Consider the following 16,999-nt stretch of genomic DNA (forward strand, 5'->3'; position numbering starts at 1 on the left):
TCGCCGTAATGCCTGATGTAGATTGTGGAAACGAATCAGCCGGAGTGTGCCAGAATCCATTCCTTCAATCGACTGTGTAGCATTTGGTTTGCGGCTTGGCGCGACGTTCTTGTCGTGCCCGGCGCGTTATTGCTCGTCCTGACGCTGATGCCGGGCGCGATTGTTCCCGCCCAGGCACTCGACCTCAGAGGGCACAAGGACCGCTTGTTTGCCTATCCCGGCATCCTATCGGTGGCCGACGAGGGGACGTTCTTCGTAGTCGACTACGACAAGATGCGCGACATCCATCGCCGAGACAGCGAACCGGAAAGGCGCGTACGATCAAATTATGTGGCGACCGGCGTTCGAAAATACAGCCGGGTGGCGGTACACGAAGCCAATGGCCGCAAGATCGAAACCGGCGTCGCCGGTGACTATGCGCGGGCCCGGCTCGCCGTGATTTTCGTACACGGGCGGGGCGGCGACCAACGGCTCGGCATGAATGACTATACCTTCGGGGGCAATTTCAACCGGCTCAAGAACCTGATGGTGCTCAATGGCGGCGCATACCTGTCTCCGACCGTGTCGAGTTTCGACGATGCAGGGGCCAGGGATATCAAGGCGCTGATCATGGCGGGGAGGGCTCCGGTGCTGCTGGCCTGCGCGTCGATGGGATCGATCATCTGTTCGAAACTTGCCAATGACCCGGCTGTGGTGCCGCGGCTTGCGGGCATGGCAATACTCGGCGGTGCACCTGACATGACACTGGCAAGGAGCCTGGCCGTGCGCTCGAAACTGCCCCTGGTCTTTACCCATGGCAGTTACGATACGGTCTATGACTGGCAGGACCAGAAGTCCGTCTTCGACGCTGTCCGGCGCAGTGCCGGTGGCTACCCGGCTCAATTCATCCTGTTTGACACCGGTTCGCATGGCACACCCATCCGGATGACGGACTGGAAACAGACGCTCGAATTTGTCTTCAGGCGCCGCTGATCCGCTGCCTGACTGCAGGTGAGAACGGTTCATTTCGGGAATAGATTCAATTTAAGGAAAAATTGACCGCGCCGATCAACCGGATATTGGGGAAATACGACTAGAACCGCACCAATCCTAATTTGGAGCGGGACATGAAATATATCGTCTTCATTCTGTTTACTGTGCTGACCAATGCGGCGGCACAATTGATGCTCAAACAGGGCATGATTTCTCTGGGGCCTGTCTCCTTTACCGCCGACACCATGATCGCGCGGATCTTCCAGATCCTGTTCAACCCCTGGGTCTTTGCCGGGCTCGCCACTTTCGTCATCTCGATGGCGTCGCACTTGTATGTGCTGTCCAAGGTTGAACTGTCGTTTGCCTATCCCTTCCTGAGCCTCGCCTATGTGGCCGTGGCCGTGTTTGCCTTTGTGCTCTTCAAGGAAGACCTCAACAGCTGGCGCATTGCCGGAATCGCCTTCATCTGCGTCGGGACCGTGCTGATCGCCCAGTCCGGTCGGGACGATACAGCCGGCGAGGCGCAGCAGTCCGCACAGCTTTCCAAGATCAACGTAGCAGCAAATGAGATCACGCGATGAAACACATTCTCTTCGGCGGCGACGGCTTTGTCGGACGCCATCTTGCTAAGAAACTGCTCGCAGATGGCGAAGAGGTGATCATCGCCGATATCGTCAACGACAACCGGGCATTCTATCGCGATGCCACGATCGTTGAGTGCGATGTGACCAGGCCGGACATGGTCGCCAATGTGCCGATCGCCGCAGACGACATGGTCTACAACCTTTCGGCCAAGATGTTGTCGCCGCTGCAGATCCGCTCCAAGCGTCATGAGTTCTTCTATCCGGTCAATTACGACGGTACGAAGAACATCATCGAGGCTATGGACAAGGCGGGCGCCAGCAAGCTGGTGCATTTCACCACCGACATGATCTACGGGCACACCGTCACGTTCCCGATGACCGAGGACCATCCGGTTGCGCCGCTTGGCGAATACGGCCAGTCCAAGCTCGATACCGAGGTTCTGGCAGCCGATTGGCGGACGCGGGGCATGTCGATATCGCTGTTCCGTCCAAGGTTGATCATCGGCCCGGGCCGGCTCGGGATCCTCGAGAAACTGTTCAAGCTGATCGATGCCAGCCTGCCGGTACCGATGATCGGGTCGGGCAAAAACCCGTATCAGTTCATCTCTGTGTTCGACTGTGCGGAAGCCGCGCGGCTGGCCTGGAAGGCGGGCGTTCCGAACGAGGCCTATAATCTGGGCTCGATCAACCCGCCGCCGGTGCGCAAGCTCCTCGGTGATCTGGTCAAGCATGCCGGTTCGAAATCGTTCCTGATCCCCACCCCGGGCTGGGCGGTGAAGCGGACGCTGGACCTGTTTGACCTTGTCAACATGCCGATCATGGATCCGGAACAGTATCTGATTGCCGACGAGAACTGCGTTCTCGACGTTTCCAAGGGCGAGCGTCAGCTCGGCTGGGTGCCGCAATACCGCGATGAAGACATGCTGATCGCGGCCTATGACGAATATCGCGCAGCCAAGGCGCGCGGCGGGTCTTCCGCTGCCGCCCAGGTCGCACCGGCCGAATGAACTCGTTCCGAAGGAGCCTGAACCATGCTAGATACCCCAATACGCGTCGCCGTCGACGCTCCGCCCTTGTCTGATGCCGGCGCTGGCAGCCACGCGCCTGCAGGCCGCACAAACCGTCCCGACCTGCTGACGGTGGCGGATGCAAAGGCGATGTCGGTCGCTGAAATGACCGAGCTGTTCAAGGATCACATCAATCCCGGCCAGCTTCATTTCATGAAGCTTCTCGGGTTCCACAAGGTCAAGATCGAGACCGCGTCGGGGATGTACTATACCGACCAGAACGGCCGGAAGATCCTCGATTTCTTCGGCGGCTTCGGCTCGCTGGCGCTGGGCCACAATCACCCGCGCATCATCGAGGCGCGCAAGCAGTTCCAGGACGAGGATCGTCACGAGATCGCGATCGCCTTCATGAGCCAGTATGCGTCGGCTCTGGCCAAGAACCTCGCCGCGATTGCACCCGGTGACCTCGACATGGTGTTCCTCGGCTCGTCCGGATCGGAGGCCATGGAAGCCGCGATCAAGGTGGCCGAACGCGCCGCCGGTCCCGGCCGACCGAAGATCGTCTATGCGCAGAACTCGTTCCACGGCAAGACCAAGGGCGTGCTGTCGCTGACCGACTCCGAACTCTACCGCGGCGAATTCCAGCTGACCGGCAACACGGTGAAGGTACCCTTCGGCGATATCGATGCCATTCGCAATGCTTTCGAAGCGGATCCGGAAATCGGCGTCATCGTGCTCGAGACCATCCAGGGCGGCGGCGGCATCATCGAAGCGCCGGTGGAATTCTGGCAGGAGCTGAGAGCGCTGTGCGACAAGCATGGCGTGTTGTGGATCGCCGATGAAGTCCAGTGCGGCATGGGCCGGTCCGGGCACTTCTTTGCCTTCGAGAAGGCCGGTGTCGTGCCGGATGTCACCGCGCTGGCCAAGTCGCTCGGCGGCGGAAAGACCGCGATGGCGGCAATGATCGCTTCCCGCAAGGTCTACATGAAGGCCTATGGCACGCCGAAGACCGCGATGATCCATGCCCAGGCCACCTTTGGTGGCATCGGCGAGGCCTGTGTCACGGCAATCGAGGGGCTCAACGTCATGTATGACGAGGATCTGATCGGCAATGCCGAGCGGGTCGGGTCCTACCTGATCGAACGGCTGAACGGCTTGAAAGCCAAGTATCCGCAGATCATCAAGGATGTGCGGGGCAGCGGCTTCATGGTCGGGCTCGAGTTCCAGGACTTCAGCCAGACCCTGCCGGCATTGCTCAGGCCCATGGTGGCGCTGCTGGACGACAAGCTGAAGGGGTCGCTGTCGGGCTTTGTCGGCGCCGAACTGCTGCGCGATCACAATGTGCTAGTGGCGTTCACCGAATACAACCGCAACGTCATCCGGCTCGAGCCGCCGCTTGTCTGTGGTCGCGAGCATGTGGATGAGTTCATCACCGCGCTCGATGCGGTGCTCGGCCGCGGCATCGTCCGCATCGTCCGTGATTTCATCGGCAGCCAGGCGAAGAAGTAGGTCTCTGGCATCAGGCTTTCAGAAGTCACCCAATCGGCCGGGGCGCGTGTGATCGCGTCCCGGCCTTTTGTGTTTTCGCAGCGGACAATCAGAGCTCCGGTCTTGCGGGGAATGTGCTGACTAACCAGATAAAACGAAGCAAGGGTTAGCGGCCGCCTGGGAGTGTGGTGCCTTGCTTGCGCGTCCGGCGCATTGCCGGTACCTCTTGGCGGCAGTGGATGTGTCGCTTGCAGACGGTGCCATGAGCGGCTGCCTCGGCTGCATCCGGCAAGAAAATGGCACGTGCTTGCGCAGGGAAGGCAGCGATTTGGCAAACCAGTGGGGTAGGGACAACGATTTCAGGGCTGTTGCCAGGCGCGGTGGCGCTCGCACGGTGATCGCGGTTCTGATTGCCCTTCTGGTCGGCGGGGCTGGCGGCTATTCTGCCTCGTTGGTCCTTCAGGACGGCCAGAGTGTCGTCAGCGATGCAGCGCAGGTTGAGACAGCCGAACTCAACAAGGCGCTGGCCGAGGCCCGAGATGAGCTCAGTGACGCCCGCGCCGCCGAGGCCGCGAGGGCTGCTGAAGTCGAAGCGTTGAAGGCGGATGTTGCGCGGATGGCCGGAGATCTGGACGCGTTGGCACAGCAACTCGCCGCCAGCAACACCCCGACAGCATTGCCGGAAGAGACCATTGGAGCCATGGATGCGCTGGAACGCGAGCGTGACGGTTTGGCTGCGGAGAACGAGGCGTTCAGGTCCGGCCTTGAAGCCCTGGAAGCCGAACGCCAGGCGCTCGAACGGCAAGCCGAGACCGACAGGCAAAGGCTGCAAGCGGAACTGGAACGGCTGCAGGGCGAGGTCTTGCCGGCGCTGACTTCGGAGCGGGATCAGTTGAAACGCCAGGCAGAAACGCTTCAGGCAGATCAGGTTGCGCTCGAAGCCCGGCTCAAGGCTGCATCCGAGGACCAGGTCGCCGAGGCAGCGCGGATCGTCGAACTGGAAGAGAGCCTGACATCAACGCGGAGAGAGTTGGAGGCGGCCCGTCTGGCGATTGAAGCGCTCAACAATGAAGTTGAGGCTGCAGTAAACACCGATCAGGCTGAGAATACAGATGTCTTGCCCGAACAGCCGCAGGAGGAGCACGACGCGCAAGGTGCTGCTTCAGCCCTTGATCCGCGTGACCGCGGCGATGTTGCCCAGGCCTTGCGCACCGCGCCCGGCCTTGAAACACTGGGCGAGGCGGAACGGCAGGAATTGGCCGATCGCCTGGTCAGCGGCGAATGCGTTACGAGCGCGCTTGAAAGCCTGTTCGACCGGGTGCCGATTCTGACGCTGCGCAATCTGATCCGCGACCTGAACAGCAGCTGCTGAGATGAGGAGAACGCCCTTGAGAGATTTTGTCATCGGTTTGCGGGGGCTGGCACTGGCGGCCGGCATTTCGCTGTGTGCCGCGAGCCCGGGCCATGCCCAGGAATTCGAGCGCAACATCATGACCGGCGGGCCGACCGGAACCTATATACGGATCGGTCAGGACATGGCCGCGCTTGGGGCTCAATGCGGATTGACGCTGAACGTGATGGAAAGCGCAGGCTCGCTGGAAAATTTTGTCGGCGTGCGCAAGCGGCGCAACACCCAGTTCGGTATCGTCCAGAGTGATGTGCTCGAGTATCTCAAGACCTTCGAGGCCAATGACGCCGAAATCCAGGATGCGGTGCGCGGCGTCCGGATCATGTTTCCGCTCTACAATGAGGAGGTTCATGTTCTGGCGAGGTCCGGCCTCTCCGGGATCAGGGATCTCGAGGGACAGAGAGTGGCCATCGGGGTCAAGGACAGCGGTACATTCCTTACCGCCTCGCTGATCCTCGACATTCTTCAGGTCAAGGACGCCGAGAGGTTGCCGCTCAATCCGGACCAGGCGCTGCCGAAGCTTCAGGCCGGCGAGATCGATGCCTTCTTTTATGTCGCAGGGGCACCGGCTTCGTTGTTTGCCAAGGCCGATATCGACCCGGAGAAGTTCCATCTTCTGCCCATAACGGAGGCGCCGCTGCTGGCGACCTACACCGAGACCAGCATTCCCGGCGGGACCTATGGTTTTCAGCGGGAGGGTGTCGACCTGGTCGCGGTCAAGGCGGTGCTGATGACGTATGATTACGATCCGAACCGCAACGCCTACCATCGAGAGAGCTGCACCACGGTATCGGACTTCTCCAGCCTGGTCCTCAACAACATGGAAAGACTGCGTGAAACCGGCCATCCGAAATGGAAATCGGTCGATCTGACGGCGCTGCCGCCAGGCTGGCAGGTCGGGTCCTGCGTCAAGGCAGGCATGGCACTCGACTATGCTCCGGAGTGCACCAAGACGGCCCAGCCCGCACCCGCGGACAGCAATGAGGAATATCTCAATCTGCTAAAGCAGCGGCTGAAGAACTGACGATAAATATAAGTAATATCTAATAAAAAGCCGGCGAAGCCACAAGAGGTTCGCCGGCTTTGTTGTGCCGGGCCGCCAGGGCGGCCCGGTGTTGGTCGATCAGGCCGAGTAGTACATGTCGAATTCGACAGGGTGCGGAGTCATTTCGAAACGCATGACTTCGGCCATCTTCAGCTCGATGAAAGCATCGATCTGGTCGTCGTCGAAAACGCCGCCGGCGGTGAGGAACTTGCGGTCCTTGTCGAGGTTCTCGAGCGCCTCGCGAAGCGAGCCTGAAACGGTCGGGATCTTCTTGAGTTCCTTGGCAGGAAGATCATAGAGATCCTTGTCCATGGCCTTGCCGGGATGGATCTTGTTCTTGATGCCGTCAATGCCGGCCATCAGCATGGCAGCAAAGGCGAGGTACGGGTTGGCCGTCGGATCACCGAAGCGGACTTCAACGCGCTTGGACTTCGGCGAAGAGCCGAACGGAATGCGGCAGGATGCCGACCGGTTGCGAGCCGAGTAGGCCAGCAGCACCGGAGCTTCGTAGCCGGGAACAAGACGCTTGTAGGAGTTGGTCGACGGGTTCGAGAAGGCATTGATCGCCTTGGCATGCTTGATGATGCCGCCGATGTAGTAAAGGCAGTTTTCAGACAGACCAGCGTATTCGTCGCCGGCGAAAGTCGGCTTGCCGCCCTTCCAGATCGACTGGTGCACGTGCATGCCCGAACCGTTGTCACCAAAGACCGGCTTCGGCATGAAGGTTGCTGTCTTGCCATAGGCGTGGGCAACCTGGTGGACGCCGTACTTGTAGATCTGGGTCTTGTCGGCCATGCGGGTCAGGGTGTCGAAGACCATGCACAGTTCGTGCTGGGCCGATGCCACTTCGTGGTGATGCTTTTCAACCACGAGGCCCATTTCGGCCAGAACGGTGAGCATTTCGGAACGCATGTCCTGGCAGCTGTCAACCGGCGGAACCGGGAAGTAGCCACCCTTGACGCGCGGGCGGTGGCCCATGTTGCCGGTTTCATAGTCGGTGTCGTCGTTGGATGGCAGTTCCGACGAGTCGAGCTTGAAGCCGGTGTTGTAAGGGTCTGCCTTGTACTTGACGTCATCAAAAATGAAGAACTCAGGCTCAGGACCGATATAGACGGTATCACCGAGGCCGGATGCCTGCAGATAGGCTTCAGCCTTCTTGGCGGTCGTGCGCGGGTCGCGATTGTAGGCTTCACCTGTGATCGGATCGAGAATGTCGCAGAAGATGACCATGGTCGACTGTGCAAAGAACGGATCCATGTGGACGGTCGAGGTGTCCGGCATCAGAACCATGTCGGATTCATTGATGGCTTTCCAGCCCTGGATCGATGAACCGTCGAACATAACGCCATCGGCGAAAAGATCTTCATCGACGCAGGACACGTCCATGGTCACGTGCTGCATCTTGCCCTTCGGGTCGGTGAAGCGCAGATCGACAAACTTGACGTCGTTGTCCTTGATTTGCTTGAGGATTTCAGTGGCAGTCGTCATGTGCGATATTCCCTGTTTATAAATGACGATGGGTGCACGGCGCGCGGCCGCGCACAGTGGTCAGATGGCGTCGTTGCCGGTTTCACCGGTCCGGATGCGGATAACTTCCTCGATGTTGGAAACGAAGATCTTGCCATCGCCGATGCGGCCGGTCTGGGCTGCATTGCGAATTGCATCTATCGCTGCTTCCGCCGTTTCGTCCGCGAGAACGATTTCGACCTTCACCTTGGGCAGGAAGTCTACGACGTACTCTGCCCCGCGATAGAGTTCAGTGTGGCCCTTCTGGCGACCGAAACCCTTGGCCTCGGTGACAGTAATGCCCTGCAGGCCGACTTCCTGAAGAGCTTCCTTCACTTCATCAAGCTTGAACGGCTTGATGATCGCTTCGATCTTTTTCATGAGAACCAATTCTCCGCTCTGTCCTGTGAAAGCGGGCAGCTAGACTGACGCCAAATACCCACTCGCGTCTATCAAAGCACACGCCGTGCCACTTTGTCGAAAAAACTCCGGATCCGGGTGAAGAAATTAAAATTCAACGCAAATTCCCCGGAAAAGCTGGCTCGATTTGTCACCTCGAGCCTTTGGGGGCTCAGTTCTTGCACGATTTGCAGCAAATGCACAAAAATGGATTTCATTGTTGATGATTTTTTGTGCGCCATCATCTGCATGTTTTTCACCCTGAATGCCTATATTGTGTGCATAATTGTGATGGGGGTGTGTTGGCGGCCTCGTTGGCGCAGCCGTCTTGACCGTTGCCGTAAGGCCATGTCACCAACACAACATGGCAATAGACAGAACCGTTCTGGTCTCGCCCGATGCGATGGGCCAAATTGACAAGGCTGCCGCCGATAGCGGCATCGACAGTTTTGGCCTGATGCGGTCCGCTGGCGCCCATGTGGCTGCGGTCGTGCTTGCGCGCTTCCCGCAAGCACAGCGTGCGGTCGTGTTGTGCGGGCCGGGCAACAATGGAGGCGACGGACATGTCGCTGCAAAGCTTCTTGAGCGCAGCGGAATGGAGGTTCAGCGCTTCGGCATGGAGCCAAAGCCCGGAGGCGATGCGGCTCGTGCGCGGGCCCTGTTTCCCGGTGATATCTGCCCGTTTGCGGACTGGCGGCCGCGCGCCGGTGACGTGATTGTCGATGCCTTGTTCGGCGCCGGGCTGGACCGGCCGGTCAGTGGCGATGTCGAGGCGCTGATCGAGCGTGCCGGCCGAGCGAAAACGCCGGTTGTCGCGGTCGATCTGCCATCGGGACTTTCCGGGCGCACGGGAGAGCCGACCGGCGCCTGTTTTCGAGCGCTTCACACGGTTACCTTCGCCGCATTGAAGCCTGGGCATCTGCTGATGCCGGGCAGGGAGCTTTGCGGTGAGATGCATTTGTGCGATATCGGCATACCGGCACGATTGATCGCGAGTGATGATACGGTCTGGCGTAATCATCGAGGTCTCTATGCAGCACACATGCCTGGCAGTGCGGCATCCCAGCACAAGTACACGCGCGGGCACCTGGTTGTCTTTTCCGGGCCTCTGATTTCCTCCGGAGCCGCGCGGCTTTCGGCCATGGCCGGGCTCCGGTGTGGCGCCGGGCTTGTCACGGTTGCGGCGCAGCCGAGTGCGGTCATGGTCCAGGCCACCCACCTGACCGCCATCATGCAGAGGGCAATTCGGGATGTCGCCGAGCTCACGGACTGGCTTGGTGATAGCCGGTTGTCTGGGTTCGTGATCGGGCCGGGATTTGGGGACCTGGAAAAGGCGCGGGCCTATACTTCCCTGCTGGCTGAAGCCGGCCAGCCGGTTGTGCTGGATGCCGATGGACTGACTGCTTTCGCCGGAAAGACCGAGGAACTGGCGGAGTTGTTTGCCGGTGAGACACGTCTTGTCCTGACCCCGCATGAGGGTGAGTTCCGCCGCCTGTTCGCCGATCTTGCCGATGACGTAACGCTGTCAAAGATCGACCGGGCGCGGGCTGCGGCGCGGGCGCAGAATGCGGTTGTCGTCTACAAGGGCGCGGATAGCGTGATCGCGGCTCCCGATGGACGCGCCGCGGTAAATGCGGATGCGCCGGCCTCGCTGGCGACTGCGGGCAGCGGCGATGTGCTCGCCGGGATCATAGGCGGATTGCTGGCGCGGGGCATGCCGGTATTCGAAGCTGCCTGCGCCGGTGTCGCCATGCATGGGGAGGCCGCACGCCGGGCTGGCAGGGGGCTGACCGCTGAGGATCTGCCCGCGCACATTCCGGCCCTTTGAACCGCTTCGAGTCCGGGCGGTGGTGCCGGCCCGGGGCTACAGCAGCCGGCTCTTGCGCAGCATTCCGGCTCCGGCCAGAACCGGGTAGGCAATCGATGCGAACAGCGAGTTGATCTCCTTGAGATCTCGCATGGTGTCGATGTGGATCGAGCTGCTGTCGTAGCTGTCGTCGTTGCCGTCGCGCAGCCTTTGCATGTGGCTCTCCTCGCTGTTGCGCACCATGGTGCGGACAACCTCCTTCTGGGCGACAAGCTGGCGAGCGTGGTCGACGTCACGGCTGACAAACAGGTTGAAGGCGAGCCGCGCATTGCGCATGACTTCCTTGTGCAGGCCCTTGAGTTCGTGCCAGCCCTCGGCGGAGAAGGCGATATCGCGTGCGTGCTTCTTGCGCACCCTCGTCACCATGTTCTGGGCGATGATGTCGGCGGCCTGCTCAAGCTTGATGGTGGCGCCGAGCAAATCCTGCAGCTGCGCCGCGGACCTGTCGTCGAGTTCGGACTGCGAGATCTTTGCCAGGTAGAACTTGATCTCGCGATGGGTCTCGTCGACCTCATCGTCGAGATCCTCGATGCGGGCAATCTTCTGCTTGTCGAGCTTGTCGAACACGTCGAAAATCCAGGTCAACATCAGTTCTATACGGTCACAGACGGTCAGCACCTCGCGGGTGGCATTGGCGATTGCCTGCTTCGGATCAGAAAGATGGTCCGGGTTGAGCGCGGTGATGCGGGTTTCGGCCTCTTGTTCATCAAGCTGGATCACTGGCGTCAGCCAGGCCTTCAGGATCTTGCCGACGAGACCGCAGAATGGCAGGCCGAAGACAAGCACTGCGAGGTTGACGGCCAGGTGCACGAGCACCACGGCATCGCCGGGTTGAGCGGAGAAGAAACTGCTTTCCAGTTCGAAAGCGAGTTGTGCAGCGAGCGCCAGCAGCGTGCCGAACCCGCGGATGGCGACATTGCCCAACGGCACGATCCGCGCATCGATGCGCTCGCCTCGGGTCAGCACAGCACCGATGACCGCCGCACCGAAATTGATGCCGAGCACCAGCGGAATGATCAGAACGGGTGGTATCAACGCCCGGTCCGCCAGGGACGCAAGCAGCAACACGGCGGCAACGCTCGAATGGAAGGCCCAGGCGAGCAGGCCGGCAAGCACGAAGGCGGTAATCCAGTCGCGCGACAGGTAGTTTATGATGACCGGCAGGATCTCACTGGTCTTGAGCGGGATCGATGCCTCTCCGATCAGGCGCAGCGAGAGCAGCAGCAGTCCCAGCCCGAACAGGATCCGCCCGACCTGGCGCCATTGCCGTGACTCGCTAGCCCGGAACGCAATGGTTCCGGCAAGCAGCAGCACCGGGATCAGCAGCGAGAGATCCTGACGCAGGATGCGCACGACCAGTGCCGATCCGAGATCCGCACCGAGCAGCGTTGCTATGCCGATCGCGGTGGAGACATAGCCGCTGGCAACGAAGCCCGCGACGATCAGCGCCACCGCTGTTGCACTCTGCAGGGCTATCGCAAAGAAAAAGCCTGCTATGGCCGCGGTGATCCGGTTGCCGATCGCAAGGCGCAGCTTTTCGCGCAGAATGTTCCCGTAGGCCCGCTCGATACCGGTGCGGACCATACGTGTCGCCCAGAGCAAAAGCGCTACCGCGCCGGCAAGATTGATGAAAACGACCATTCCGGACATGAAACACCTGAGACTGAAATGAAACGCCAGAGCCGGTGGCATGCCGGATCCAGCCAACGAAGGCTTGCTGTCCATGCGCGCCGGATCTGACGGGAGTGCGACTCAGATTATCGTATTTTCACAAATGTCACAATTTGCTTACTTATTGGGGATTCAATCAGTCTGCGCCCGTTTTGCGCGCATATCCGCTTGGGATGGACTGCAGTGCCTGAAACCGGGTTCGGTTTCAATGCGCGCGTTGGTTCTTGAGATAAGTTCTGGGCGGCGCACCCATAACGCGGGAGAACATGGTGGTGAAGGCGGGCAGGCTTTCGTAGCCCAGATCGATCGCAACCGCAGTGACCGGTTCACCTGCGCTCAGGCGCGGCAGCGCCGCCATGACGCAGGCCTGCTGGCGCCAGGCGGAAAGGCTAAGCCCGGTTTGCTGGCGGAACACGCGGGTGAAGCTGCGTCGGCTCATGCCGGCCTCACTGGCCCAGTCGTCAATCTCGACGCGGGCCGATGGCTGCGCCACGAAATCGCGGCACAATGCTGCAAGACGCGAGCTTCGCGGCAATGGAAGGCCGAGTGGCCGCTCGGGCAACAACGGTATTTCGTGCAGCAATGCTTCCTGAATGAGCTGCGCCCGGGGGTCGGCCGCATCCGGCCCCAGCCTGACCGTTTCGGCAAGCAGACTGCGCATCAACCGCGTCATTCCCGTGACATGCAGGTGGGCTGGCAGGCCTTCCACGGCATTGGGCCTGACATAGGCCGACTGCATTTCGACCCGGCCAATCGTGTCGACCGCGTGGCGGACACCAGCGGGTATCCACAAGGCGTGGTCGGGCGGCACCATCCAGCGTCCGGCTGAGGTGTTGACGATGACGACACCGGTGATCGGGTGCAGGAGTTGCGAGCGGCTGTGTTCGTGTTCGGTGAAATGTCCGTCGCGATCCAATCGGTGCGCGAAGGCGACGGCCGGCATGATTGAGGCTTCGACCACGGCGCGGTGGGGTTGCGATGATGCGACGGCGGGCGAGGGGTTCCGCGGGATGCTCGAAAGCGACATGTTTTTGGCCCAAATGCGTAAAGACTAGACCAAACCACGAAGGCGGGCTGCAGGCAAGGCATGTATCAGTGACAAAACGAAGGCTCCGGTCAGGCTTTGACGTGGTGGATGGGACCGTAACGCGGGGTTCGTTGCTGCCTGTCAGATGCGGGTCTGACAGAGCTGTTCGTCACGTCGATGTTTGGAGGCGGCTCTTCAGCAGGTCACAACCCTGCTTTGATGCCTGGCCTGATGCCGAGGAAAAACCATGAGTGTCGTTCCCGAAACCACTGGGGCAGGTCCAGTCACCAAGGCTGCAACGCCGGCTGCGTTTTCAGTGGTGGTGGCGCTGAGCATCTGCCATTTTCTCAATGACACGATGCAGTCGGTGCTGGCGGCGATCTACCCGATACTCAAGATCAACTATGATCTCAGCTTTACGCAGATCGGCCTGCTGACCTTTGCCTTTCAGTTCACAGCCTCGTTGCTGCAGCCGGCGATCGGGGCGTTCACCGACAAGCGGCCGATCGGCTATGCACTGCCGGTTGGAACCGGGTTCACGCTGGTAGGGCTCCTGTTGCTGTCGTCTGCGGGCTACTATGCGCTGCTGCTGCTCGCAGCGGCGCTGGTCGGACTTGGTTCGGCCGTGTTCCATCCGGAATCGTCGCGGATCGCCCGGCTGGCATCGGGCGGTAGGCACGGTACGGCGCAATCGGTGTTCCAGGTGGGCGGCAATATCGGGACGGCCAGTGGTCCGCTGCTGGCGGCTTTCATCATCGTTCCCAACGGCCAGGCTTCCGTCGCCTGGTTCGGGCTGGCGGCCCTGACCGGGATGGTGATCCTGACCTGGGTCAGCCGCTGGTACGCGGCCTATCGCCGGGCTTCTGCCGGACGTCCGGCGGCAGACACGGCCCTGGTGCACAGCCGCCGGCGGGTGATTGCGGCGCTGGTGGTCCTGGCCCTTCTGGTGTTCACCAAGAACATCTATGTGGCAAGTTTCACCAGCTTCTACACGTTCTACACCATCGAGCGTTTCGGCGTGGGGGTACAGGAAGCGCAACTGCTGCTGTTCGTGTTTCTCGGTGCAATGGCCGCGGGCACGCTGATCGGCGGGCCGATCGGCGACCGGATCGGGGCGAAGGCGGTGATCTGGGTGTCTATCCTGGGAGTGTTGCCGTTCACGCTGATGCTGCCCTATGCGGACCTGTTCTGGACGGCGGTGCTGACCGTGATCATCGGCATCGTGCTGGCCTCGGCGTTTCCGGCCATCGTGGTCTTCGCCCAGGAGCTGGTGCCGGGCCGTGTCGGGCTGATCGCGGGCGTGTTCTTCGGCTTCGCCTTCGGCATGGGCGGCATTTCCGCCGCGGTGCTGGGACAGGTGGCGGACGCTAAAGGCATCGTCTTCGTCTACCAGATCTGCTCGTTCCTGCCGTTCCTCGGGCTGCTGACGGTCTTCCTGCCAAGAAACGCCCGCTAGACGAAGCTGATTTCGGCCAGACTGGCGGAGCCACGATTTCTCTGTGCGGCTCCGGCAGGTCTTACTGCATTACATATGTCGCGCTACTGCGCGACATATCCGCCGTCGACAGGAACGATCGCGCCGAGCATGTAGGATGCTTCTGACGAAGACAGCCAGACAATCAGATTGGCAACTTCCTCGGGTGTGCCGATGCGGCCGAGCGGATGCAGCGGATCCATCATCTGGCTGCTTGACTGGGCGCCTGACGTTGCCTGTTCGGCAAGCGAATCCAGCATCCGCGTGTCGATACCACCGGGGCAGACCGCGTTGACCCGGATTCCCGCCTTGCCGTATTCGAGCGCGGCGTTCTTGGTCATGCCGATCACGGCATGTTTGGAGGCGACATAGGGCGAAAGACCGGGAAAACCGATCAGGCCTGCGACGGAGGCGAGATTGACGATTGTGCCGCCTCCGGCCTGGAGCATGTGGCGGATTTCAGCCTGAAGGCACAGATAAGTGCCCTTGGCATTGATCCGCATGATGGCGTCGAAATTGTCTTCCGCCTGATCGGCGAGCGGAGCGATCTTGCCCTCTATCCCGGCATTGTTCACCGCGCAGTCAAGCTGGCCGTACTGGTCGACGGCGCCGGCCACCAGGGCCGCGACGTCTGCGAGCCTGGAGACGTCTGCATGCTGGAACATCGCCTTGCCGCCCGCCGAATGGATCATCGCCACGGTTTCCTCGCCGCCGGGCACGTGGATGTCCGAGACGACGAGATTGGCGCCCTCGGCGGCGAACTTCAGCGCCGTGGCACGGCCGATCCCCGCGCCTGACCCGGTAACGAGTACGGTTTTTCCCGAAAATCCTGCCATCTTCAATGCTCCTTCAGGGTTGCGCTGATGGCAAGGATACACTCGCGAACCTGAAGCCGCCTTGATACTGCTGAAGACGGTTACGGATATCTGAAACCGCCTGAGAGTCAGATCTTGGCTTGCAGAGCCATCGCGCCGGCAGGCGCATTGACCTTGCCGCCGGTGATGAAGAAGGCAAAGACGTCACGCGGCCGCTTTTCGACGGTCCGGTCTGCGGCGATCACGGGAAGATCCGATGGTGCGGACCCTTCCGCATAGGTCCGAAGCCGTTGGGCCCAGAGGTCCATGTTTTCTTCAGGATAACAGGTCGGAACATCGTCGGAGCCGCGCTGGAGGCGGGCATAGACGAGATCCGAGGTGACATCGGCGACCATCGGATAGGTCTCATGATCGGCGCAGACCGTTGCGACATTGTGCTTTGCCAGCAGTGCGATGAACTCCGGCGTGCAGAAACTCTCGTGCCGCGCCTCGACCACATGGCGCAGCGCAATGCCGTCCTGCTCTTTCGGCAGGAGCGCGAGAAAGGCCGCGAAATCGTCGGGCTCGAATTTCTTGGTCGGCATAAACTGCCACAGGATCGGCCCCAACCGGTCGCCGAGCTCGGTGATTCCTTGCGTCAGGAACTTGGTGATTGACGGTTCGGCGTCGGCCAGAACCTTGCGGTTGGTGCAATAGCGGCTGGCCTTCAGTGAAAACACAAACCCGTCCGGCACATCGGCCGCCCATTTGGCGAATGTCGCAGGCTTCTGACTGCCATAATAAGTGCCGTTCACCTCGATCGCGCGCAATTGGCTGCCTGCATGCTGCAACTGCCGCGTCTTGGGCAGTTTCGGCGGATAGAAACTCTCGTTCCAGAGCTCGAACACCCAGCCGCCGATGCCGGTGCGGATTGTGCCGGAAGTGGTCATTTGCAGTCTCCCATCGGGCAATTTTTTTACGGCGTTAGAGGTCAATGACAAGATTCAAAAAATAAATACTCAATAGAATTATCGCCTCTCACAAATCATTGCCATCATTCTGGTTTGCGTCGATCAGCTCGGCGCTTAGCGGCAAGCTTCAATCGCTCGGGTTCAGAGAACACGCGTTCTAGCAGTTCTACAGTAAAATCAAGGAGATCCTCTGCATCGACTTGCGAGAGCTTCCCGGTATGAGCCGCGTCATTTCCATCTTGATGGATGCAGCTTGACAAATCACGCAGGTCATTGGGAAGCTTACCATTATCGAACAACCAAGGAAGCCTAAGTCCCAAATCGCGCCGCGTCTTGCTGTTCAATCCGTTCACTTCATCGCTCGGCAACAATTGGCGCGTTGCCAAATCAATACACAGCCGAAACATTGTACCAGCAGCATTCCAGCAACGAACAGACATACATGTCGCGGCTTCTGAGAAGGTTCCCGCAATATCTTTAGGCAGGTGCAAGGGCGTAGATTGCTTGTGCCTATCCTTTAAGCTAACATGCCCTTCAATCTTGTATCCATTGTTAATGGATACTTTAAAGTCAAGAGGATTTAAATCTCGAAGTGCTCTATCTCCGTCGACATCTCCCGAGATAACTAGAATAGTACTGCGATTACAATTCCGACAAACGCTAAAGCACTCAAACCATTTCTGCCACCCGTATTGAACTCCAGTTAAAAGCAATGAATTCACATCAAATGTACTGTGTTTGGCACCGCAACGTGGGCAATCTCCGATAATTATCGCCATAACCTAG

General features: G+C 60.1%; 15 protein-coding genes. 8 read left to right on the forward strand and 7 right to left on the reverse strand.

The annotated features are described in order from the left end of the window. Positions 1–129: 129 nt before the first annotated feature. The 6 genes from GTW23_RS08300 to GTW23_RS08325 all read left to right on the forward strand — a co-directional run bounded on the left by GTW23_RS08300 (position 130) and on the right by GTW23_RS08325 (position 6,483). Positions 130–972, forward strand: a complete 843-nt coding sequence (locus GTW23_RS08300) for an alpha/beta hydrolase (protein ID WP_252915357.1) — start codon at positions 130–132, stop codon at positions 970–972. Between the two features lie 134 nt (positions 973–1,106). Then, the gene (locus GTW23_RS08305; protein ID WP_152008678.1) at positions 1,107–1,553 is read left to right on the forward strand and encodes a DMT family transporter; all 447 of its coding nucleotides are present in this window, start codon (positions 1,107–1,109) and stop codon (positions 1,551–1,553) included. Beyond that, a complete protein-coding gene (locus GTW23_RS08310) occupies positions 1,550–2,563 on the forward strand; it encodes an NAD-dependent epimerase/dehydratase family protein (RefSeq protein WP_252915358.1) in 1,014 nt (337 codons plus the stop codon). Before GTW23_RS08305 ends, GTW23_RS08310 begins: the two co-directional genes overlap by 4 nt. A gap of 24 nt (positions 2,564–2,587) precedes the next feature. Next, the gene (locus GTW23_RS08315) at positions 2,588–4,072 is read left to right on the forward strand and encodes an aspartate aminotransferase family protein (protein WP_382263765.1); all 1,485 of its coding nucleotides are present in this window, start codon (positions 2,588–2,590) and stop codon (positions 4,070–4,072) included. A gap of 307 nt (positions 4,073–4,379) precedes the next feature. Next, positions 4,380–5,423 (forward strand): coiled-coil domain-containing protein, encoded by a 1,044-nt coding sequence (locus GTW23_RS08320; RefSeq protein ID WP_252915359.1) that lies wholly within the window; start codon positions 4,380–4,382, stop codon positions 5,421–5,423. A gap of 16 nt (positions 5,424–5,439) precedes the next feature. Further along, complete coding sequence (locus tag GTW23_RS08325) at positions 5,440–6,483, forward strand: TAXI family TRAP transporter solute-binding subunit (protein WP_252915360.1); 1,044 nt, start codon at positions 5,440–5,442, stop codon at positions 6,481–6,483. 99 nt (positions 6,484–6,582) lie between these two features. Here the strand turns inward: GTW23_RS08325 and glnA are convergent, their stop codons facing one another. Beyond that, a complete protein-coding gene (gene glnA / locus GTW23_RS08330; RefSeq protein ID WP_152008682.1) occupies positions 6,583–7,992 on the reverse strand; it encodes a type I glutamate--ammonia ligase in 1,410 nt (469 codons plus the stop codon). Between the two features lie 60 nt (positions 7,993–8,052). Beyond that, a complete protein-coding gene (locus tag GTW23_RS08335; RefSeq protein WP_152008683.1) occupies positions 8,053–8,391 on the reverse strand; it encodes a P-II family nitrogen regulator in 339 nt (112 codons plus the stop codon). Between the two features lie 382 nt (positions 8,392–8,773). On the opposite strand from GTW23_RS08335, the gene GTW23_RS08340 reads away from it, so the two are divergent. Beyond that, positions 8,774–10,237 (forward strand): NAD(P)H-hydrate dehydratase, encoded by a 1,464-nt coding sequence (locus tag GTW23_RS08340; RefSeq protein ID WP_252915361.1) that lies wholly within the window; start codon positions 8,774–8,776, stop codon positions 10,235–10,237. Positions 10,238–10,273: 36 nt separating this feature from the next. Here GTW23_RS08340 and GTW23_RS08345 read toward each other — a convergent pair whose 3' ends face one another. Beyond that, entirely contained in the window at positions 10,274–11,926 is a 1,653-nt protein-coding gene (locus tag GTW23_RS08345) for a Na/Pi cotransporter family protein (RefSeq protein ID WP_252915590.1), read from the reverse strand. Positions 11,927–12,152: 226 nt separating this feature from the next. Continuing rightward, entirely contained in the window at positions 12,153–12,974 is an 822-nt protein-coding gene (locus tag GTW23_RS08350) for an AraC family transcriptional regulator (protein WP_252915362.1), read from the reverse strand. 247 nt (positions 12,975–13,221) lie between these two features. Here GTW23_RS08350 and GTW23_RS08355 point away from each other — a divergent pair, with 247 nt between their 5' ends. Then, positions 13,222–14,430 carry an MFS transporter gene (locus GTW23_RS08355; RefSeq protein ID WP_252915363.1) on the forward strand — a complete coding sequence of 403 codons (1,209 nt, stop codon included), beginning with the start codon at positions 13,222–13,224 and terminating at the stop codon, positions 14,428–14,430. An 83-nt stretch (positions 14,431–14,513) separates the two neighbouring features. Here the strand turns inward: GTW23_RS08355 and GTW23_RS08360 are convergent, their stop codons facing one another. The 3 genes from GTW23_RS08360 to GTW23_RS08370 form a co-directional block, all read right to left on the reverse strand. Next, the gene (locus GTW23_RS08360; protein ID WP_252915364.1) at positions 14,514–15,284 is read right to left on the reverse strand and encodes a glucose 1-dehydrogenase; all 771 of its coding nucleotides are present in this window, start codon (positions 15,282–15,284) and stop codon (positions 14,514–14,516) included. A gap of 107 nt (positions 15,285–15,391) precedes the next feature. Continuing rightward, entirely contained in the window at positions 15,392–16,192 is an 801-nt protein-coding gene (locus GTW23_RS08365; RefSeq protein WP_252915365.1) for a DUF72 domain-containing protein, read from the reverse strand. Between the two features lie 104 nt (positions 16,193–16,296). Next, positions 16,297–16,992: a DUF4145 domain-containing protein gene (locus GTW23_RS08370; RefSeq protein WP_252915366.1), complete on the reverse strand. Its 696-nt coding sequence runs from the start codon at positions 16,990–16,992 to the stop codon at positions 16,297–16,299. Positions 16,993–16,999 lie beyond the last annotated feature (7 nt).

The organism is Parahoeflea alexandrii (assembly GCF_024105735.1).
GTDB lineage: Bacteria > Pseudomonadota > Alphaproteobacteria > Rhizobiales > Rhizobiaceae > Hoeflea > Hoeflea alexandrii.